Raw genomic sequence first — 17,655 nt, forward strand, 5'->3', positions numbered from 1 at the left:
CGGAAACCGGCGCGAGCCACGTACGGGTGGCCGGCGGGTCAGCCCGCGATCTCGTCAGGCGCCGAGGCGTCCGCGCCCCAGCTCGCCAGCAGGCGGAGAGCGTCGGCCGACTTCGAGCCCGGTTCCGCGTGGAAGAGCAGCATGGTCTGCTCGGAGTCGTCGGGCAGTGTCACCGTCTCGTACGACAGCTCCAGCCGGCCGACCAGTGGATGGTTCAGCATCTTCGTGCCGTACCCCTTGTCGCGGACCTCATGGGCCGCCCAGAGCCTGCGAAACGCCTCGCTCTTCACCGACAACTCGCCCACCAGAGCGGAGAGTTCCGGGTCGCCCGCGCAGTAGCCCGCGTACACGCGCAACGCGCTCGCCGTCTCCGCCGCCTTCGCCTCCCAGTCCGCGAAGAGAATGCGCATCGCCGGATCGAGGAAGATGAGGCGCGCGTAGTTGCGGTGCTTCTCCGGGACCGCGCCGAAGTCGTGGAACACCGCGGCGGCCAGCCTGTTCCAGGCGAGGATGTCCGTCCGGCGGCCGACGATGTAGGCCGGGACGAGCTCCATCGACTCGAGCAGGGCGCGCATGGCCGGACGCACTGACTGCGTTCGCGCCTGGTGCTTCTTGCCGCCGTGCCGCTTGGGCTTGGCCAGGTGGAGCAGGTGCTGGTACTCGGCGTCGCTGAGGTGCAGGGCCCGGGCTATCGCGTCCAGCACGTCGGCCGACACGTTGTGCGCGTTGCCCTGTTCCAGGCGCGTGTAGTACGCGACGGACACCCCGGCCAGCTGGGCCAGCTCCTCCCTGCGCAGCCCGGGCACCCTGCGGTGCCTGCCGAGGTCGGGCAGTCCCACGTCGAGGGGTTTCAGCCGGGCGCGCCTGGTGTGCAGGAACTCGCTCAGCTCGGCCTTCGGGTCGAGGGGCCGGCGTTCGTGCTGGTCGTCCATGGCTTCCAGTATGGGCCGGACGCGCCGGCTGGACGTACGTATGACTGGCACGAGACCTGGCGCGGCGGCACGTGAGGAACCGCACGTCGTGGGCGGCCCGTGCCGACTCACAGCGGGAATACGCGGGATCGCGCGGGGCCCTGACCGCCGTATTCCCGGGGCGCAACACTCAGCCTGCGCCTGCTGGTGGTACGCACAGTGGACGTACGAAAACGGGTGGTCTGGGCGTACGCGGGCGGATCCGGCAGGGTGGAATGCGGTCTTCCGCAACCGTGGACGGCCATTGCGAACCCGATCATCTGGAGAATCCCAGGCATGACCAGCCTCTCGGCAGTCCCCGCCTACGCGGCCCCCGCGCCCAAGGCGCCGCTGGAGCGCACCACCATCGAGCGCCGCCCGGTGGGCGAGCACGACATCCTCATCGACATCAAGTTCTCTGGCATCTGCCACTCGGACATCCACCAGGCCCGCGAGGGCTGGGGCGACGCGATCTTCCCGATGGTCCCGGGCCACGAGATAGCCGGCGTCGTCGCCGAGGTCGGGGACGGCGTCACCCGCTACGCCGTCGGCGACCGGGTCGGCGTCGGCTGCTTCGTGGACTCCTGCCGCCACTGCGAGTACTGCGAGCAGGGGCTCGAGCAGTACTGCGTCGAGGGCACGGTGGCCACGTACAACGGGCGCGACAAGAACGGCGACCCCACCTACGGCGGTTACTCCACGCACCTCGTCGTGGACGAGGGCTACGCGGTCCGCATCCCGGACGGCCTCGCCCTCGACGTGGCCGCGCCGCTGCTGTGCGCGGGCATCACGACGTACTCGCCGCTGCGGCACTGGAACGCGGGACCGGGCAAGCGCGTCGCCGTGGTCGGCCTCGGCGGTCTCGGCCACATGGCCGTCAAGCTCGCCCACGCGATGGGCGCCGAGGTCACCGTCCTCAGCCAGTCGCTGCGCAAGAAGGACGACGGGCTGCGGCTCGGCGCCGACCGGTACTACGCGACCGCCGACGAGTCGACGTTCACCGAGCTTCGCGGGCAGTTCGACCTCATCGTGTCGACCGTCTCCGCGCCGCTGCCGATCGACGCCTATCTGCGCCTGCTGAAGGTGGACGGCGCCTTCGTCAACGTCGGTGCCCCGGAAGAGCCGAACTCCGTCAACATGTTCTCGCTCATCCAGGGCCGCAAGACTCTCGCGGGCTCCGCCATCGGCGGCATCCCCGAGACCCAGGAGATGCTGGACTTCTGCGCCGAGCACGGCATCGGCGCGGAGATCGAGCTGATCCGTGCCGACGAGATCAACGACGCGTACGAGCGCGTCGTCGGCAGCGATGTCCGCTACCGCTTTGTGATCGACGCCGCGACCATCTGAGCACGCCGGAGGTCACCGGCCGTACGACTTCTCGCGCGGCCGGTGGCCTTCCGCCCCCTCGGACAGGGCGGGCAGGCCGCGCCCCTCGATGTCCACCGCCGGCAGGATCCGGGCCAGCCACTTCGGCAGCCACCACGCCGCACGTCCCACGAGGCTGAGCACCGCCGGCACGAGCGTCATCCGCACCACGAACGCGTCGACGAGGACGCCGAACGCCAGGGCGAACGCGATCGGCTTGACGATGGCGTCGTCCAGCGTCACGAACCCCGCGAAGACGGCGATCATGATCAGCGCCGCCGCCGTGACCACACGGAACGCGCCCGGCGCGCCGCGCCTGATCGCCTCTCTCGGGTCGCGGCCGTGCGCGTACTCCTCGTGGATGCCGGCGACGACGAACACCTCGTAGTCCATGGCGAGGCCGAACAGCACCGCCATGAGGATCACCGGCAGGAAGCTGACCACAGGGCCCGTCCTCGTCACCCCGATCAGGTCGGAGAGCCAGCCCCACTGGAAGACGGCGACCACAGCGCCGAACGACGCCGCCACGGACAGCAGGAAACCGACGGTCGCCTTGACCGGCACGACGATCGAGCGGAACACGATCAGCAGGATGATCAGGCAGAGGCCGACGACGACGGCGGCGAACGGCACGAGGGACGCGCTGAGCTTGCTGGACACGTCCACGTTGACGGCGGTGGTGCCGGTCACCGCGAGCGAGACCCCCGAGCGGGCACGTACGCCGTCCGCATAGGCGCGCACCCGGTGCACCAGGTCCTCGGTGCCCTTGGCGTCCGGCGCCGTGGTGGGCACGAGTTGCAGCACCGAGTCCGTCTTCGACGAGGTCGGCTGCGGCGGGGTGACCGCGGCGACGCCCGGCAGCTTGCCCAGGTCGGAGGCCGCCTTGGAGAGCTCGGTCCCGGCGCCCTTGCGGCCGCCCTCGGCGTGCGAGGTGTCGGCGAGGATCAGCAGCGGCCCGTTGAAGCCGGGCCCGAACGCCCGCGACACCGCGTCGTACGCCTCGCGCTGCGTGGAGCCCTGCGGCGCGGAGCCGTTGTCCGGCAGCGCGAGCTGCAGCTCGCGCGCCGGGATCGCCACGACGACGAGCGCCGCGACGCCCGCGAGCACCGTCAGCAGCGGCCTGCGGGTGGTGGCCCTGATCCACCGCGCCCCCATCGCGGGCCGCGGGCTGCGCTCCCGGCGGGCGGCGCGCGAATCCGGCTTCGGTGTCAGGCGCCTGCCGGCGAAGCCGAGCAGCGCGGGCAGCAGCGTCGTGGCCGCGAGGACCGCCACGACGACGGTCAAGGCGCCGCTCAGGCCCATGACAGTGAGGAACGGGATGCCGACCACGCTGAGACCGGCGAGCGCCACGACCACCGTGAGCCCGGCGAAGGCGACGGCGCTGCCCGCCGTGCCGAGTGCGCGCGCCGCGGACTCCTCGACGTCCATCCCGCGCGCCAGCTGCGTACGGTGCCGGGACAGGATGAACAGCGTGTAGTCGATACCGACGGCGAGCCCCAGCATCACGGCGAGGGTGATGGCCGTGGACGAGATCGTGAAGACGTGGGCGAGGAGCATCAGCCCCGACAGCGACACGGCGAGCCCGCCGATGGCCGTGAGCAGCGGCATGCCGGCCGCGAGCAGCGACCCGAACGTGATCACCAGTACGACGAGTGCCACCACGACGCCGATCACCTCGGTCGCGCCGATCTGCACGCCGTGGCTGCCGAAGACGGCGCCCCCGGCGTGCACGGTGAGCCCGGCGTCCTCGGCGGGCCGTGTCGACGCCTTCAGGGCATCCACGCTGCTCGGCCGCACATCGGGCCCCGCGGCCGCGTACTGGACCTGGGCGAGTGCTGTACGGCCATCCGGTGTGACGGTCCCGGCCTGCTTCGGCGAGATCACCGCCCCCACCTGCGGCGCGTGTGCGGCTTCGCGCAGCGTTTTCTGGATGGCGGCCGCGTAGGGCCGCTCCGTCACCTTGTGCCCGGGCGGCGCCGTGAAGACGATCTGCCCGCTCACTCCGCCCGCAGCGGGCTCGACCGCCCGCAGCCGGTCGAGTGCCTGCTGGGACTGCGAGCCGGGGATCGAGAACTGGTCGTCCAGCGAGCTGCCCGCCAGCGAGAAGCCCGCGACCACCGCGGCGAGCGCGGCCAGCCACAGCGAGAGCACGAGGCGTCGGCGGCGGAACGAAAAGCGTCCGAGACGGTAGAGAAGACTCGCCATGCTGGCTCTCCGGGTGTGCGCGGGCGGGGGCGACGCGGCATGTCATGCCTGACATCCGTCCTCACGCTAGCACTCGTGTCAGGTCTGACATCCAGGGGGCATGTCAGACCTGACATGCCCCCTGGGGCGTCCGTGATCGGCATGGGAGACTGTGCTCGTGACGGATGCGGGACGGCCCGGTGGCCGCGAGACGACGCGAGCCAGGATCCTCGCCACGGCCCTGCGCCTGTTCGGCGAGGCCGGTTTCGAGGCGACGACCATGCGCCAGATCGCGGACGCCTGCCGGGTCACCGAGCGCACCGTCTACCGGTACTTCCCCTTCAAGGACGACCTCGTACTCGCGGAGGTCCGCGGGCTGATCCCGCTGCTGCGCGACCTGACGGCGGGGCGCCCGGCGGCCGAGAGTCCCTTCACCGCGGTGTGGCGCGCGCTGCGCACGCTGAAGGACGAGCACCCGCACGTCATGGGGCTGCTCGTGCGGGACATGGGGGAGCGGCTGCTCGACAAGTCGAGTCCCGGCATGCAGCGCATGGTCGAGGAGTTCTGCGACGGCGTCGCGCAGGGGCTCGCGGGCCGGCTCGACGGCCGCATGACGCCGACCGTGCGCGTGCTCGGGGAGCCCGGAGCGACCGTGTCCCGCCCGGATCCCGCCTTCCGCGCTCGGGTACTGGCCTCCACCGCGGTCTCGCCGATGCTCGCCGCGCTCAAGGCGTGCGTCGAACTGCCCGTGGAGCAGCGGACGGAGCAGCGGGTGAACGCGCTGCTCGACGAGGCGTACACGGCCCTGGCGGACGGCTGACGTGAACGACTGATGCCGGTGGACTACGCGTCCCCGCCGCGCCTCAGCCCCACCAGCATCCGGTCGAGCACCGCACCGGCCTCGTCGCGGGCCCGCTCCTGGTCCTGCGACCTGGCGATGTAGAGGCTCGCCTCCGAGATCAGGGCGCTCAGCATGCGCGTCAGCGGCCGTACGGGAAGCGGGTCGATCCTGCCCTCTGCGGCCGCCTGCGACAGCACCTCTTCGAGCAGTACATAACCGTGCTGCTCGACCAGCGCGTCCCACGCGCTGTGGCCGAGCACGGCCGGCCCCTCGATGAGCACGATCCGCTGGAAGTCGGGGTCCGCGCAGGCGTCGAGGAAGGACTGGAACCCGGTGCGCAGCAGGCTCCAGGTGTCCTCCTGGTGCTCGGCGGCCGCCCGGCGGGTCTCCTGCTCGATCAGCCGCTCGGCCATCTCCTTCGCGCAACTCTCCATGACCGCCGCGAACAGGTCCGCCTTGTCGCGGAAGTGGTGGTAGAGCGCGCCGCGCGTCACCCGGGCGGCGGAGACGATGTCCTCCGTCCCCGTCGCCGCGTACCCGCGGCTCGCGAAGAGGGTGCGCGCGGCGTCGAGCAGGGCCCCGCGCGTGTCGGCGACGTGGTCGGCCCGGCGGCTCGACACGGACTTCGGCTGAGCTGGCATGGCTTCATTCTGTCCCATACAGTCTGTATGTTGTAGGCATCGTGTATGCGGGGGATCAGTAAATACGGGTACACACACGGGACGCGTCCGCGACGGGGCACCAGGGCTCCGTGGGAACGGAGAAGCAAGCCATGGCACTACCGCTCAACCTGACCGTCAAAATGGGCAGCCACCTCGTCAAGCAGAAGATGAAGCGGCGGGAGAAGTACCCCCTCATCGTCGAGATCGAGCCGCTGTTCGCCTGCAACCTCGCGTGCAACGGCTGCGGCAAGATCCAGCACCCCGCGGGCGTGCTCAAGCAGCGCATGCCCGTCGCCCAGGCCATCGGGGCGGTCGAGGAGTGCGGCGCGCCCATGGTTTCGCTGGCCGGCGGCGAGCCGCTGATGCACCCGCAGATCGACAAGATGACCGAGGAGCTGCTCAAGCGGGGCAAGTTCGTGGTGCTGTGCACCAACGCCGTGCTGCTGCCCAAGCACCTGCACAAGTTCACCCCCCACCGCAACTTCGCGTGGATGGTCCACATCGACGGCATGCGGGAGCGCCACGACGAGTCGGTGAGCAAGGAAGGCGTCTTCGACCAGGCCGTGGAGGCGATCAGGCAGGCCAAGGCGGCCGGCTTCGCCGTCTACACGAACTCGACGTTCTTCAACACCGACACCCCCGAGACCATCATCGAGGTGCTCGACTACCTCAATGACGAGCTGAAGGTCGACCGCCTGGAGATCTCACCGGCCTACGCCTACGAGAAGGCGCCCGACCAGGACCACTTCCTCGGTGTCGAGCAGACGCGCGAGGTGTTCCGCAAGGCGTTCGCGGACGGCAGGCGCAAGAGGTGGCGCCTCAACCACTCGGAGCTGTTCCTCGACTTCCTGGAGGGCAAGGCCGACTTCGAGTGCACGCCGTGGGGCGTCCCCTCGTACTCGCTGTTCGGCTGGCAGAAGCCCTGCTACCTGATGAGCGACGGCTACGCCAAGACGTACCAGGAGCTCTTGGACGAGACCGACTGGGACAAGTACGGCCGGGGCAAGGACCCGCGCTGCGACAACTGCATGGCCCACTGCGGGTACGAGCCGACCGCCGTGCTCGCCACGATGGGTTCGCTCAAGCAGTCGCTGCGGGCGGTCACGGGCTGACGCCCCCGCCACCGGGCGCTGCGGATGCGGGATCGCGCGGCGGCGTGGATGGTGGTGGGTAGTACGTCCCGAGTGAGGAGCCAGCCATGTCGATGCTCGACAAACTCAAGGGCATGATGAAGGGGCACGAGGACACTGCCAGCAAGGGAGTGGACAAGGCGGGGGACGCCGTCGACAAGAAGACCGGCAACAAGTACGAGAGCCAGGTCGACTCCGCACAGAAGAAGATGGACGAGCAGCTCGGCGGTCAGGCTCAGCCGGGGGACGACAACCCGCCCCGCGACTGAGCGGGCCTTCAGCAGACGCAGGTGTGCGCCGCACGATCGTGCGGCGCACACCTGCGTTCATGTCCTCGCCGGCCGGTTCGTACGAACAGCCGGCCGGTTCGTTCACGCGTCCGTCAGTCGCGGGTGGCGGTCGAGCGCGACCCGTACCAGGGCCGCCGCGAACCGCGCAGGGTCGTCGCCCGCGAGACCGGCGAGCTTCTTCGTGTCCTTCGGCAGCCCCACCTTGCCGGCGCCCTGCCGCGCCTTCTCGTCCAGGTAGGGCGCGGCCTCCGGCCACACGTCCTGCACCTCGCGCAGGAAGATGTCGGCGCCGACGGGGCCGATCCCCGGCACCTGCCGCAGCAGGCGGTGCAGCTCCCCGCGGTCGCCCGAGGCCTCGTCCCGCAGCCGCCGCAGATCACCGTGGTAGCGCTCCAGCAGCAGCTCCGCGCCGTCGCCGAGCTGGGTGGCGGTCCGCTCGTCGTAGCGCCGATAGCCGCCCTCGCCGAGCGCGTCCACGCGCTGCTGCCAGGTCGCGTCCGCCATCGCGCGCGGGCTGCGCAGCCCGGCGTCCGCGAGAGCCCGGGCCGTCGACACGGCGATGCCGCTGCTGATCCGCGCGCTCAGCAGCAGCGACAGCACCAGCAGCCGGTAGAGCGGCTGCGGTGTGTCGCGCAACGTGATGCCCGCCTCGTCGCTGTACGTCCTGCCGTACGCGTCGAGCAGCTTGCCGACCTTGCCCTTCGCGTTCGTCTTCCCCGCCACGGTGCGCCTCCCTCAGTTGCGTCCGCCGGCGTCTCCCGGCCATGCCCCGGTCGCGCGTTCGACCGCCTTGGCGCCCGAACGGTCCACCGCGCTGCGGACAGCGGCGAGGATCGCGCCCTGGACGGCCGCTGCGATCACGATCTCGATCCAGCCGCGGTCGCGGTCCAGGGCGTCGGGGGCGTCGTCCTCGTGACGCACCGCCTTCCACGACGCCCTGAACGCCTTCCCCGCCACCATTCCGCCGAGCCAGCCCATGAGGAGCCCCATGGGTTTGTACGCCAGCGGCAGTTTGGCCTTTTTCTTCTTCGCCTTCTTGGTCCTGGTCACACCGCACGGGTGCCCCGCGGTGCCCAGGGCACACAGCGGCACGGGGGAGTGGCACAGCCGGATCCCGCGGCACGGGAAGCCGCACACCGGGTACACGTACGGAGCAACTCCGCTGCCGCCGTGGGCCCCGAGCGCCGAGAGTGGGAGGGGAGCGATCCGACCTCCCTCACCCGACATCCTGGAGCCACCTGATGAAGCGCCCGACCCACCGCGACCACAGGGACCTCGGCCTGCTCGCCCTGCGGCTCGGCACCGGAGCCGTGCTCGCCGCCCACGGCACGCAGAAGCTGTTCGGCTGGTTCGGCGGTGGAGGGCTCGACGTCACCGCGAAGGCCATGGACGCGATGGGCTTCCGGCCCGGACAGCGCAGCGCGCTCGCGGCCGGGTGCGGCGAGGCAGGCGGCGGCGCCCTGATCGCGCTCGGGCTCGCGTCCCCCGCGGCGGGCGCCGTGGCGGCGGGCGCCATGGCGGGCGCGGCTGCCGTGCATGCGCCGAACGGGTTCTTCTCCACGTCGGGCGGGTTCGAACACCCCGGCTTCCTCGGCTGGTCCGCCGCCTGCCTCGGCCTGACGGGCGCGGGCCGCTACTCGCTCGACCATGTGACGCAGCACCGGCTCGACCGCACGTGGATGGTGCCGGTGGCCTTCGCCGCGAGCGGTGTCGTCACCGCGTGCGTGATCCGCAAGCGCACCCGGAGCCTCGCCCGGGCCACCGAGGCGGCGCAGGCGGAGGGCGCGGACGGCCCGGACGGCGACGGCGCCACGGACGGGCCGGAACGGGCCTGACGGCGCGGGACCCCGCGACGCGCCCGATACGACGAGCCCGATCGGACGTGGCCGATCGGACGTGGCCGATCGGGCCGGATCCTGCGTGGGCGCCGCCGCGCTGGGCACGCGCTCCGGTAGACAGTGGAGAAGACGTCCCCGCTGGGGCCGTCCCGTGTTTGGAGGTCCGACATGACCAGTCCGCACCCCGACCCGGTGCCTCCCACCCCCACGCCGACGCCCGGCCCGCCCGGACCGGACCCCGGCCCCGCACCTGGCCCGGCGCCCGGGCCCACGCCCGTACCGCCGTCGCCCGTTCCCTCGCCCGACCCGGTACCCAAGCCGCCGGGGCCCGATCCCGTGCCCGAGCCGGAACCGGCGCCGGGACCGCTGCACTGAGGCGCGCCGCCGCCCCCGGCGGGCCGGGGACGGCGGCGACTTCCTCAGCAGATGCGCGGCGGCAGTTCGCCCATCGGCAGGTCGGTCAGCTCTCGACCTCGGTCCTGTCGCCGCCCCAGAGGGTGTGGAAGGTGCCGTCGCGGTCGACGCGCCGATAGGTGTGTGCGCCGAAGAAGTCCCGCTGCCCCTGGACGAGCGCCGCGGGCAGACGCTCCGCGGCGAGCGAGTCGTAGTAGCTGAGCGCGGAGCTGAACCCCGGTACGGGCACGCCCGACAGGGCGGCGGTGGCGACCACACGTCGCCAGGCGGCCTCCCCGTCGGCGACGGCCCTCGCGAAGTACGGCGCTTCGAGCAGCGTGGTGATGCCCGGGTTCTCCGTGTACGCCTCGGTGATGCGGTCGAGGAACCGCGCCCTGATGATGCAGCCGCCGCGCCAGATCTTGGCGATCTGGTCCTTGTGGACGTCCCAGTCGTACTTCCGCGCCCCCGCGGTGATCGCGTCGAACCCCTGCGCGTAAGCGATGATCTTCGAGGCGTAGAGCGCCGCCGCCACGTCGTCCACGAAGGTGGCGGCGGGTTTCTGCACCTCCGGCCTGGATGCGACCAGCCGGCGCACCGCGGCGCGCTGCTCGGCCTTGCCGGAGACGGCGCGCGCGAACACCGCTTCCGCGATCCCTCCCACCGGCACGCCCAGGTCGAGTGCGTTCTGGACGGTCCACACGCCGGTGCCCTTCGAACCGGCTTGGTCCAGGACGACGTCGACGAAAGGCTGCCCCGTGGCCGGGTCGACGTGCCGCAGGATGTCAGCGGTGATCTCCACGAGGTAGGACTCCAGGGGACCCTCGTTCCATTCGGCGAAGACATCGGCCACAGACTCAGGCCGCATGTTCCCGACCGTCCGCAGCAGATCGTAGGCCTCCCCGATCAACTGCATGTCGGCGTACTCGATGCCGTTGTGGATCATCTTCACGAAGTGCCCGGCGCCGTTGGTGCCCACATGCGTGACGCAGGGCTCACCCGACGCGACCGCCGCGATCGAGGCGAGGATGGGGCCGAGGGTGCGGTAGGACTCCTCCGAGCCGCCCGGCATGATCGACGGGCCCCTGAGGGCCCCCTCCTCGCCGCCGGAGATCCCCACACCGACGAAGTGGATGCCCGTGGGGGCGATCCTCTTCTCCCGGGCGATGGTGTCCTGGAAGTTGGCGTTGCCGCCGTCGACGATGATGTCGCCCGGCTCGAACCGCTCGGCGAGCTGGTCGATCACGGCGTCCGTGCCCGCCCCCGCCTGCACCATGATGATGGCCGTACGGGGCCTGGCCAGTGACGCCGCGAAATCGTCGATCGACTCGGCGGCGATGAAGCCCGCCTCCGGGTGCTCGCGGAGCAGGTTCTCGGTGCGGGCGTAGGTGCGGTTGTGAACGGCGACCCGGTTGCCCTCGCGCGAGGCGAGGTTGCGCGCCAGATTGGACCCCATCACGGCCAGTCCCACGACGCCGATGTTGGCGGCTGCGCTGGTCATCATCCGGACCTCTTTCGATCGGTTGTCGCTCGCTCGGGGAATCCGACACTAGACGAGTGCGGCGTCTTCGGCCCGCTCCTCGGGTCGTCCACCGGGCACGGAGCGGGCGGCCCGATACGGGTAACGGGCGCCATCACCGTGCCAAGCGGGCGCCCGAACGGTCATGACCAGTGGAAAGCACCGGGGGGAAACGGGCAGGAACGGGCATGCCCGCAGCGGCGAAGGAGCTGGTGAAAGCCCGGGGGTTGCTTGTACAAACTACGCATGAGCCCGAACGGGTGCGGGACCCGAGCGGGCACAGGGCCGAGTGCGAACAAGCAGGGAAGTGTGTGGTGGACGCCGACGAACGCCGACGAACCATCCTCGACGTCGCCCGCAGGGACGGCGCGGTGGACGTCACCGAGCTCGCCGCCGAGCTCGTGGTCGCGAAGGAGACCGTACGGCGCGATCTGCGCGCGCTGGAGGAGCACGGCCTCGTCCGCAGAACGCACGGCGGCGCGTACCCGGTGGAGAGCGCCGGGTTCGAGACGACGCTCGCGGTGCGCACCACCCGGCTCGTACCGCAGAAGTCCAGGATCGCCAAGGCGGCCGCCGACCTGCTCGGCGACGCGGAGACCGTCTTCGTGGACGAGGGCTACACACCGAAACTCGTGGCCGAGGCGCTGCCCAGGGACCGCCAGCTGACGGTGGTGACCGCCTCGCTCGGCGTGGCGACCGCACTCGCCGACGCGGAGAAGATCGCCGTCCTGCTCCTCGGCGGCCGGGTGCGCGGCTCCACCATGGCGACCGTCGACCACTGGACCACGCGCATGCTCTCCGAGTTCGTGATCGACCTGGCCTACGTCGGAGCCAACGGCATCTCGCGCGAATACGGCCTGACCACACCCGACCCCGCCGTCAGCGAGGTCAAGGCCCAGGCGATGCGCAGCGCGAGGCGGCGCGTCCTCGCCAGCGTCCACACCAAGTTCGGGGCGGTGAGCTTCTGCCGCTTCGCCGAGGTGCGCGACTTTGAAACGATCGTCACCGACGCGGGCCTGTCATCGGCCGAGGCCCACCGCTACACCCTGCTCGGGCCACAGGTGCTGCGCGTCTGACCCCGCATTCTCCCGCCCCGCGCGGCCGGCCGCCGCGCCGCTCCCGCCCGGGCACCGGCCGCGCGTCCCGCCGTAGGCGCGGCCACCCAGCCGGGCACCCGCGGGCACCCCCGCAACCACGGCGCGGCACCCATGCCGCGCATACCGCCCCTTCCATTCCCCAACCCATCCACCGGACGACGACGATCGGGAGAATCCCATGCCTCTCAAGCAGCGACGACAGGGAACGTATGTGCGACTGGGGGCGAGTGTGGCGGCTGCCACGCTGCTCGCCGGCTGTGCGGGGGCCGGCGGTGGCGGCAGCTCCTCGGGCGGCGGCGGTGGCGGCAAGGCGCTCAACGTGCTGATGGTCAACAACCCCCAGATGACCGAGTTGCAGAAGCTCACCGCCGACAACTTCACCAAGAAGACCGGCATAAAGGTGCACTTCACGGTCCTGCCGGAGAACGACGCCCGCGACAAGTTCACCCAGGACTTCTCCAACCAGGCCGGCCAGTACGACATCGCCACCATCAGCAACTTCGAGGTGCCCTTCTACGCGAAGAACGGCTGGCTGGCCCCGCTCGACAGTTACGTCAAGAAGGACAAGGCGTTCGACCAGGCCGACATCCTCAAGCCCATGCAGGAGTCGCTGACCGGCGACGACGGCAAGCTCTACGCGGAGCCCTTCTACGGCGAGTCGTCGTTCCTGATGTACCGCAAGGACCTGTTCGCCAAGAAGCACCTGACGATGCCCGCACACCCGACGTGGCAGCAGGTGGCCGACCTGGCAGCCAAGGTCGACGGCGCCACTCCCGGCGTCAAGGGCATCTGCCTGCGCGGCCTGCCGGGCTGGGGCGAGATGATCGCGCCGCTGACCACCGTGGTGAACACCATGGGCGGTACCTGGTACGACAAGGACTGGAACGCGCAACTCACCGCCCCCGCCTTCGAGAAGGCCACGAAGTTCTACGTCGACCTGGTGCGCAAGCACGGTGAGGCCGGCGCCGCGCAGTCCGGCTATGCCGAGTGCCTGAACGACATGACGCAGGGCAAGACCGCGATGTGGTACGACTCCACGGCCGGCGCGGGCTCGCTCGAGGCGTCCAACTCGCCCGTGAAGGGCAAGATCGGCTACGTCCCGGCGCCCGTCGACAAGACCAAGACGTCCGGCTGGCTCTACACCTGGGCCTGGGGCGTGCAGAAGGCCTCCAAGAACCAGGACGCCGCCTGGAAGTTCATCTCCTGGGCGTCGAGCAAGGGCTACGAGGACCTCGTCGGCAAGAAGATCGGCTGGTCCAACGTGCCCGCGGGCAAGCGCGCGTCCACGTACTCCAACCCGGACTACCTGAAGGAAGCGTCCGCCTTCGCCGACATCACGAAGAAGTCCATCGCCGGCGTCGACCCGAAGAACCCGGGCGTCCAGCAGCGGCCCACGCCCGGCATCCAGTTCGTCGACTTCCCCGGCTTCACCGACCTCGGGACGAAGGTCTCCCAGGAGATCAGCTCGGCCATCGCGGGCAAGCAGTCGGTCGAGGACGCGCTGAAGAAGTCCCAGGCCCTCGCCGAGAAGGCCGGCAAGGAGCAGAAGTGAGCGCCCCCGTCACCACGCGGTCGCTGCCCCCGGCCGACGCGTCGCGCACCGCGCGGCGCGGCGGCCGGGCCCCCGGCGGCAGGGCGCGCGCCTGGGCCACCCGCGCGCCGCTCATGCCCGCCCTGCTCTTCCTCATCGCCGTCACCCAGCTGCCCTTCGTGGCCACGCTGGTGATCTCGCTGTTCGACTGGAACTCGCTGGCGCCCGGCGAGCGCCACTTCCACGGCCTGTCGAACTACGCCACCGTCTTCACCGATTCGGACATGCGCGACTCGGTGTTCACCACGATCCTGCTGACCGTGACCGTGGTGGTCGCGAGCGTCGTCATCGGGCTGCTGCTCGCGCTGCTGCTCGACCGGAAGTTCTTCGGACGCGGGATCGTGCGCACCCTGCTGATCACGCCGTTCCTGCTGGTCCCGGTCTCCGCGGCGCTGCTGTGGAAGCACGTGCTCTACAACCCCGAGTACGGCCTGCTCAACGGGGCCTGGTCGTGGGTGGCCGGCCTGTTCGGCGACCACACGCCCGCGCAGCCGGACTGGATCTCCGACATGCCGCTGACCGCGGTGGAGATCGCGCTGGTGTGGCAGTGGACGCCGTTCATGATGCTCATCCTGCTCGCCGGGCTGCAGAGCCGCCCGGCGGAGACGATGGAGGCGGCGCGCCTCGACGGCGCGGGCCCCTGGCAGATGTTCCGCTTCCTGACCCTGCCGCACCTGCGCCGCTACCTCGAACTGGGCATCCTGCTCGGCTCGATCAACGTCGTGCAGAACTTCGACGCCGTCTTCACCATCACGGCCGGCGGCCTCGGCACGGCGAACCTCCCCTACACCATCTACGAGACGTTCTACCAGGCCCACGAGTACGGCCTCGCGTCGGCGGCGGGCGTCGTGGTGGTGATCGGCACGATCATCATCGCGACCTTCGCGCTGCGGGTCGTCTCGTCCCTGTTCACGGAGGAGGCGGGCCGCGCATGACCACCCTGACCACCGCGGGGGCCGCGGCGCCCGCCCGCTCCACCCGCGTGCGCCACGCCCCGCACACCCGCAAGGCGCGGCGCAAGGCCGCCTGGATCGGGCTGCTCGCCTGGGTCGTCGGCATCGTCTTCTGCGTCCCCGCGCTGTGGATGCTGCTGACGTCCTTCCACTCGGAGCCGGACGCGGCCACCAACCCGCCCTCGATCGCCGCGCCGCTGACACTCTCCGGCTACAAGGTGTTCTTCGGCGCGGGCGGCGGAGCCAGTCCCTGGCCGCCGCTGATCAACTCCGCGCTGTCGTCGGTGCTGTCGACCGCGCTGGTACTGGCGCTCTCCCTGCCCGCCGCCTACGCGCTGTCCATCAAGCGCGTCAGGAAGTGGACGGACGTGATGTTCTTCTTCCTGTCCACGAAGATGCTGCCCGTCGTCGCCGGACTGCTGCCCGTGTACCTCTTCGCGAAGAACACCGGCCTGCTCGACAACGTGTGGCTGCTCGTCATCCTCTACACGTCGATGAACCTGCCGATCGCGGTGTGGATGATGCAGTCCTTCCTCGCCGACGTGCCCGTCTCCATCATCGAGGCCGCCCAGGTCGACGGGGCACGGCTGCCCACGGTGCTGCTGCGCGTCGTCGCCCCCGTGGCCGCGCCCGGCATCGCCGCCACCTCTCTGATCTGCTTCATCTTCAGCTGGAACGAGCTGTTGTTCGCACGGGTGCTCACCGGCGTGCGCGCCGAGACCGCGCCCGTGTTCCTGACCGGATTCGTCACCAGCCAGGGCCTGTTCCTCGCCCAGCTGTGCGCCGCGTCCGTCGTCGTGTCCCTGCCGGTGCTCGCCGCCGGCTTCGCCGCCCAGGACAAGCTCGTCCAGGGCCTTTCGCTTGGAGCAGTCAAATGAGGGCAGCGATCATCGAGGCGCCCGGCAAGGTGTCCGTCGAGACGGTCCCCGACCCCACCCCGGGACCCCGCGACGTCATCGTGAAGGTCGCGGCCTGCGGTCTGTGCGGCACCGACCTGCACATCCTGCAGGGTGAGTTCGCGCCGACCCTGCCGATCGTGCCCGGCCACGAGTTCGCCGGAGAGATCGCCGCGCTCGGCTCCGAGGTCACGGAGGTCGCCGTGGGCGACCGGGTGGCCGTCGACCCCTCGCTGCACTGCCACGAGTGCCACTACTGCCGCATCGGCAGGGGCAACCTGTGCGAGCGGTGGAACGCCATCGGCGTCAGCAAGCCGGGCGGCGCCGCCGAGTACGCCGTCGCGCCGGTCGCCAACTGCGTCAAGCTGCCCGGCCATGTGGATGTGCACGACGCGGCGCTCATCGAGCCGTTGTCCTGCGCGGTACGCGGGTACGACGTGCTGAGCTCCACCCTCGGCGCCGAGGTCCTCATCTACGGCTCTGGCACCATGGGCCTCATGATGCTGGAACTCGCCAAGCGGACGGGCGCCGCCTCGGTGGACATGCTCGACATCAACGCGGACCGGCTGGCGACCGCCGTGAAACTGGGCTGCAGCCGCTCGGCCGCGAACGCCGACGAGTTGGACACCGCGCGCGGCTGGGACGTCGTCGTGGACGCCACCGGCAACGCGGGCGCCATCCAGGACGGGCTCGGCCGCGTCGCCAAGGGGGGCACGTTCCTCCAGTTCGGCGTCGCCGACTATGCGACGACCGCCGTCATCGAGCCGTACAAGATCTACAACCAGGAAATCACCATCACCGGCTCCATGGCCGTCCTGCACAGCTACGAACGGGCCGCGGCGCTCTTCGCGGCAGGCGTCCTCGACCCGGCCGTCTTCATCAGCGATCGGATGCCGCTGGAGGAGTACCCGGCTGCCCTCGACCGCTTCAAGGCGGGCCAGGGCCGCAAGATCGTGGTCCAGCCGTGACCACCGTGCCGCCGCCCGGCGCCGTCCTCGTGCTCGGTGAGGCGCTGATCGACCTCGTACCGGCCGAGGGGGGCCCGGGGACGGCACGGCGGTACGCCGCGGAGCCGGGCGGCGCCCCCGTCAACGTGGCCGTCGGACTCGCCAGGCTCGGCACCCCGAGCTTCTTCGCGGGCGCGCTCGGCGGCGACGCCTTCGCCGGCGACCTGGAGCACGTCCTCACCGGCGCCGGCGTCGACACGAGCCTCACAGGACGCTCGCCGCTGCCCACGACGCTCGCGGTCACCGACCCGCGGCCCGACACCACCGGCTACCACTTCCACCTCGCCGCCACGGCGACGTTCGAGATCCCCGAGCACGCGGAGGCGGCAGGCCGGTTCAGCGCCGTGTACGCGGGCGGCCTGGCCGCCGTCGTCGCGCCCGCGGCCGACACGGTCGCCACCACCGCGCGAGCGGCGGCGCGCTCGTCCGTCCTGATGGTCGACCCCAACGTACGCGTCGACCGGTCGATCGCTCCGCAGGACGGCGCACGCAGGCTGCGCGACCTCTGCGCGCTCGCACACGTCGTCAAGGTCAGCGACGAGGACCTGGCCGCGCTGTGGCCCGGCGAGAGCGCGGAGGACGCCTGTGCGCGCCTCGCCGCCGGCGGCCGCCTCGTCCTGCTCACACGCGGCGCGCACGGCTCCACGGCCTTCACGGCGGACGGCGAGCGCGTCGCGGTGCCCGCCACACCCGTCACGGTCGTCAACACCATCGGCGCGGGCGACGCCTTCGCCGCCGCCGTACTGCACCGGCTGGCCGCGCTCGCGCCGCCGCCCGGCGGCCCCGTCCGCCTGGCCCGCGAACAGGCCGCGGACATCCTGGCGTTCGCCGGGCGGGCCGCGGCCGCGGTGGTGTCGGGGCCCGGCACCGCGCTCACCGGGCCGCTGCCGGAAGCGCCGGCGGTCGCGCGCGGCTGATCCGCACGCGAGACGGGGCCGC

Annotated in this window: 17 protein-coding genes; 11 read left to right on the plus strand and 6 right to left on the minus strand. The window is 71.1% G+C overall.

All coding sequences use genetic code 11. The annotated features are described in order from the left end of the window. Window positions 1-38: 38 nt before the first annotated feature. Entirely contained in the window at window positions 39-932 is an 894-nt protein-coding gene (locus IH48_RS0116340; protein WP_037842258.1) for a helix-turn-helix domain-containing protein, read from the minus strand. Window positions 933-1,247: 315 nt separating this feature from the next. Between IH48_RS0116340 and IH48_RS0116345 the strand changes: the two genes are divergently transcribed. Further along, window positions 1,248-2,297 carry an NAD(P)-dependent alcohol dehydrogenase gene (locus tag IH48_RS0116345; RefSeq protein WP_030904264.1) on the plus strand — a complete coding sequence of 350 codons (1,050 nt, stop codon included), beginning with the start codon at window positions 1,248-1,250 and terminating at the stop codon, window positions 2,295-2,297. A 12-nt stretch (window positions 2,298-2,309) separates the two neighbouring features. On the opposite strand, the gene IH48_RS0116350 is transcribed toward IH48_RS0116345, so the two are convergent. Then, window positions 2,310-4,520 (minus strand): MMPL family transporter, encoded by a 2,211-nt coding sequence (locus IH48_RS0116350; protein WP_030904266.1) that lies wholly within the window; start codon window positions 4,518-4,520, stop codon window positions 2,310-2,312. Window positions 4,521-4,677: 157 nt separating this feature from the next. Between IH48_RS0116350 and IH48_RS34410 the strand changes: the two genes are divergently transcribed. Then, entirely contained in the window at window positions 4,678-5,319 is a 642-nt protein-coding gene (locus IH48_RS34410) for a TetR/AcrR family transcriptional regulator (protein WP_158710310.1), read from the plus strand. 23 nt (window positions 5,320-5,342) lie between these two features. Here the strand turns inward: IH48_RS34410 and IH48_RS0116360 are convergent, their stop codons facing one another. Next, window positions 5,343-5,981: a TetR/AcrR family transcriptional regulator gene (locus IH48_RS0116360; protein ID WP_030904270.1), complete on the minus strand. Its 639-nt coding sequence runs from the start codon at window positions 5,979-5,981 to the stop codon at window positions 5,343-5,345. Window positions 5,982-6,112: 131 nt separating this feature from the next. Between IH48_RS0116360 and hpnH the strand changes: the two genes are divergently transcribed. Together hpnH and IH48_RS0116370 are read left to right on the plus strand one after the other, a co-directional pair. Next, on the plus strand, window positions 6,113-7,114 hold the full coding sequence (hpnH, locus tag IH48_RS0116365; RefSeq protein ID WP_030904272.1) for an adenosyl-hopene transferase HpnH: 1,002 nt from the start codon (window positions 6,113-6,115) through the stop codon (window positions 7,112-7,114). A gap of 86 nt (window positions 7,115-7,200) precedes the next feature. Next, a complete protein-coding gene (locus IH48_RS0116370) occupies window positions 7,201-7,401 on the plus strand; it encodes an antitoxin (protein WP_030904274.1) in 201 nt (66 codons plus the stop codon). Between the two features lie 102 nt (window positions 7,402-7,503). Here IH48_RS0116370 and IH48_RS0116375 read toward each other — a convergent pair whose 3' ends face one another. Next, the gene (locus IH48_RS0116375) at window positions 7,504-8,145 is read right to left on the minus strand and encodes an endonuclease (RefSeq protein ID WP_030904277.1); all 642 of its coding nucleotides are present in this window, start codon (window positions 8,143-8,145) and stop codon (window positions 7,504-7,506) included. Window positions 8,146-8,157: 12 nt separating this feature from the next. Continuing rightward, complete coding sequence (locus tag IH48_RS0116380; protein ID WP_051840000.1) at window positions 8,158-8,412, minus strand: DUF4235 domain-containing protein; 255 nt, start codon at window positions 8,410-8,412, stop codon at window positions 8,158-8,160. A gap of 251 nt (window positions 8,413-8,663) precedes the next feature. Here IH48_RS0116380 and IH48_RS0116385 point away from each other — a divergent pair, with 251 nt between their 5' ends. Next, on the plus strand, window positions 8,664-9,257 hold the full coding sequence (locus IH48_RS0116385) for a DoxX family protein (RefSeq protein ID WP_030904281.1): 594 nt from the start codon (window positions 8,664-8,666) through the stop codon (window positions 9,255-9,257). A 463-nt stretch (window positions 9,258-9,720) separates the two neighbouring features. Here the strand turns inward: IH48_RS0116385 and gndA are convergent, their stop codons facing one another. Continuing rightward, the gene (gene gndA, locus IH48_RS0116390; protein WP_078849784.1) at window positions 9,721-11,157 is read right to left on the minus strand and encodes an NADP-dependent phosphogluconate dehydrogenase; all 1,437 of its coding nucleotides are present in this window, start codon (window positions 11,155-11,157) and stop codon (window positions 9,721-9,723) included. Window positions 11,158-11,486: 329 nt separating this feature from the next. Between gndA and IH48_RS0116395 the strand changes: the two genes are divergently transcribed. From IH48_RS0116395 to IH48_RS0116420, 6 genes are all read left to right on the plus strand, one after another. Continuing rightward, window positions 11,487-12,248, plus strand: a complete 762-nt coding sequence (locus IH48_RS0116395) for a DeoR/GlpR family DNA-binding transcription regulator (RefSeq protein WP_030904285.1) — start codon at window positions 11,487-11,489, stop codon at window positions 12,246-12,248. Window positions 12,249-12,447: 199 nt separating this feature from the next. Further along, window positions 12,448-13,821: an ABC transporter substrate-binding protein gene (locus IH48_RS0116400; RefSeq protein WP_030904286.1), complete on the plus strand. Its 1,374-nt coding sequence runs from the start codon at window positions 12,448-12,450 to the stop codon at window positions 13,819-13,821. A 23-nt stretch (window positions 13,822-13,844) separates the two neighbouring features. Continuing rightward, window positions 13,845-14,795: a carbohydrate ABC transporter permease gene (locus IH48_RS0116405; RefSeq protein ID WP_051840001.1), complete on the plus strand. Its 951-nt coding sequence runs from the start codon at window positions 13,845-13,847 to the stop codon at window positions 14,793-14,795. Then, window positions 14,792-15,691 (plus strand): carbohydrate ABC transporter permease, encoded by a 900-nt coding sequence (locus IH48_RS0116410; protein ID WP_030904290.1) that lies wholly within the window; start codon window positions 14,792-14,794, stop codon window positions 15,689-15,691. Before IH48_RS0116405 ends, IH48_RS0116410 begins: the two co-directional genes overlap by 4 nt. Continuing rightward, window positions 15,688-16,677: a zinc-dependent alcohol dehydrogenase family protein gene (locus IH48_RS0116415; RefSeq protein WP_030904292.1), complete on the plus strand. Its 990-nt coding sequence runs from the start codon at window positions 15,688-15,690 to the stop codon at window positions 16,675-16,677. Before IH48_RS0116410 ends, IH48_RS0116415 begins: the two co-directional genes overlap by 4 nt. After that, a complete protein-coding gene (locus IH48_RS0116420) occupies window positions 16,674-17,633 on the plus strand; it encodes a PfkB family carbohydrate kinase (protein WP_234434281.1) in 960 nt (319 codons plus the stop codon). The genes IH48_RS0116415 and IH48_RS0116420 overlap by 4 nt, the downstream gene beginning before the upstream one ends. Window positions 17,634-17,655: the final 22 nt, after the last annotated feature.

This window comes from Streptomyces sp. NRRL F-5126, from assembly GCF_000721265.1.
Classification (GTDB): Bacteria; Actinomycetota; Actinomycetes; order Streptomycetales; family Streptomycetaceae; genus Streptomyces.

Bases quoted from the DNA above. Each gene is read 5' to 3' on its own strand.
- IH48_RS0116340 (WP_037842258.1), bottom strand. From the start codon at position 932: ATGGACGACCAGCACGAACGCCGGCCCCTCGACCCGAAGGCCGAGCTG.
- IH48_RS0116345 (WP_030904264.1), top strand. From the start codon at position 1,248: ATGACCAGCCTCTCGGCAGTCCCCGCCTACGCGGCCCCCGCGCCCAAG.
- IH48_RS0116350 (WP_030904266.1), bottom strand. From the start codon at position 4,520: ATGGCGAGTCTTCTCTACCGTCTCGGACGCTTTTCGTTCCGCCGCCGA.
- IH48_RS0116360 (WP_030904270.1), bottom strand. From the start codon at position 5,981: ATGCCAGCTCAGCCGAAGTCCGTGTCGAGCCGCCGGGCCGACCACGTC.
- hpnH (WP_030904272.1), top strand. From the start codon at position 6,113: ATGGCACTACCGCTCAACCTGACCGTCAAAATGGGCAGCCACCTCGTC.
- IH48_RS0116370 (WP_030904274.1), top strand. From the start codon at position 7,201: ATGTCGATGCTCGACAAACTCAAGGGCATGATGAAGGGGCACGAGGAC.
- IH48_RS0116380 (WP_051840000.1), bottom strand. From the start codon at position 8,412: ATGGGGCTCCTCATGGGCTGGCTCGGCGGAATGGTGGCGGGGAAGGCG.
- IH48_RS0116385 (WP_030904281.1), top strand. From the start codon at position 8,664: ATGAAGCGCCCGACCCACCGCGACCACAGGGACCTCGGCCTGCTCGCC.
- gndA (WP_078849784.1), bottom strand. From the start codon at position 11,157: ATGATGACCAGCGCAGCCGCCAACATCGGCGTCGTGGGACTGGCCGTG.
- IH48_RS0116400 (WP_030904286.1), top strand. From the start codon at position 12,448: ATGCCTCTCAAGCAGCGACGACAGGGAACGTATGTGCGACTGGGGGCG.
- IH48_RS0116410 (WP_030904290.1), top strand. From the start codon at position 14,792: ATGACCACCCTGACCACCGCGGGGGCCGCGGCGCCCGCCCGCTCCACC.
- IH48_RS0116415 (WP_030904292.1), top strand. From the start codon at position 15,688: ATGAGGGCAGCGATCATCGAGGCGCCCGGCAAGGTGTCCGTCGAGACG.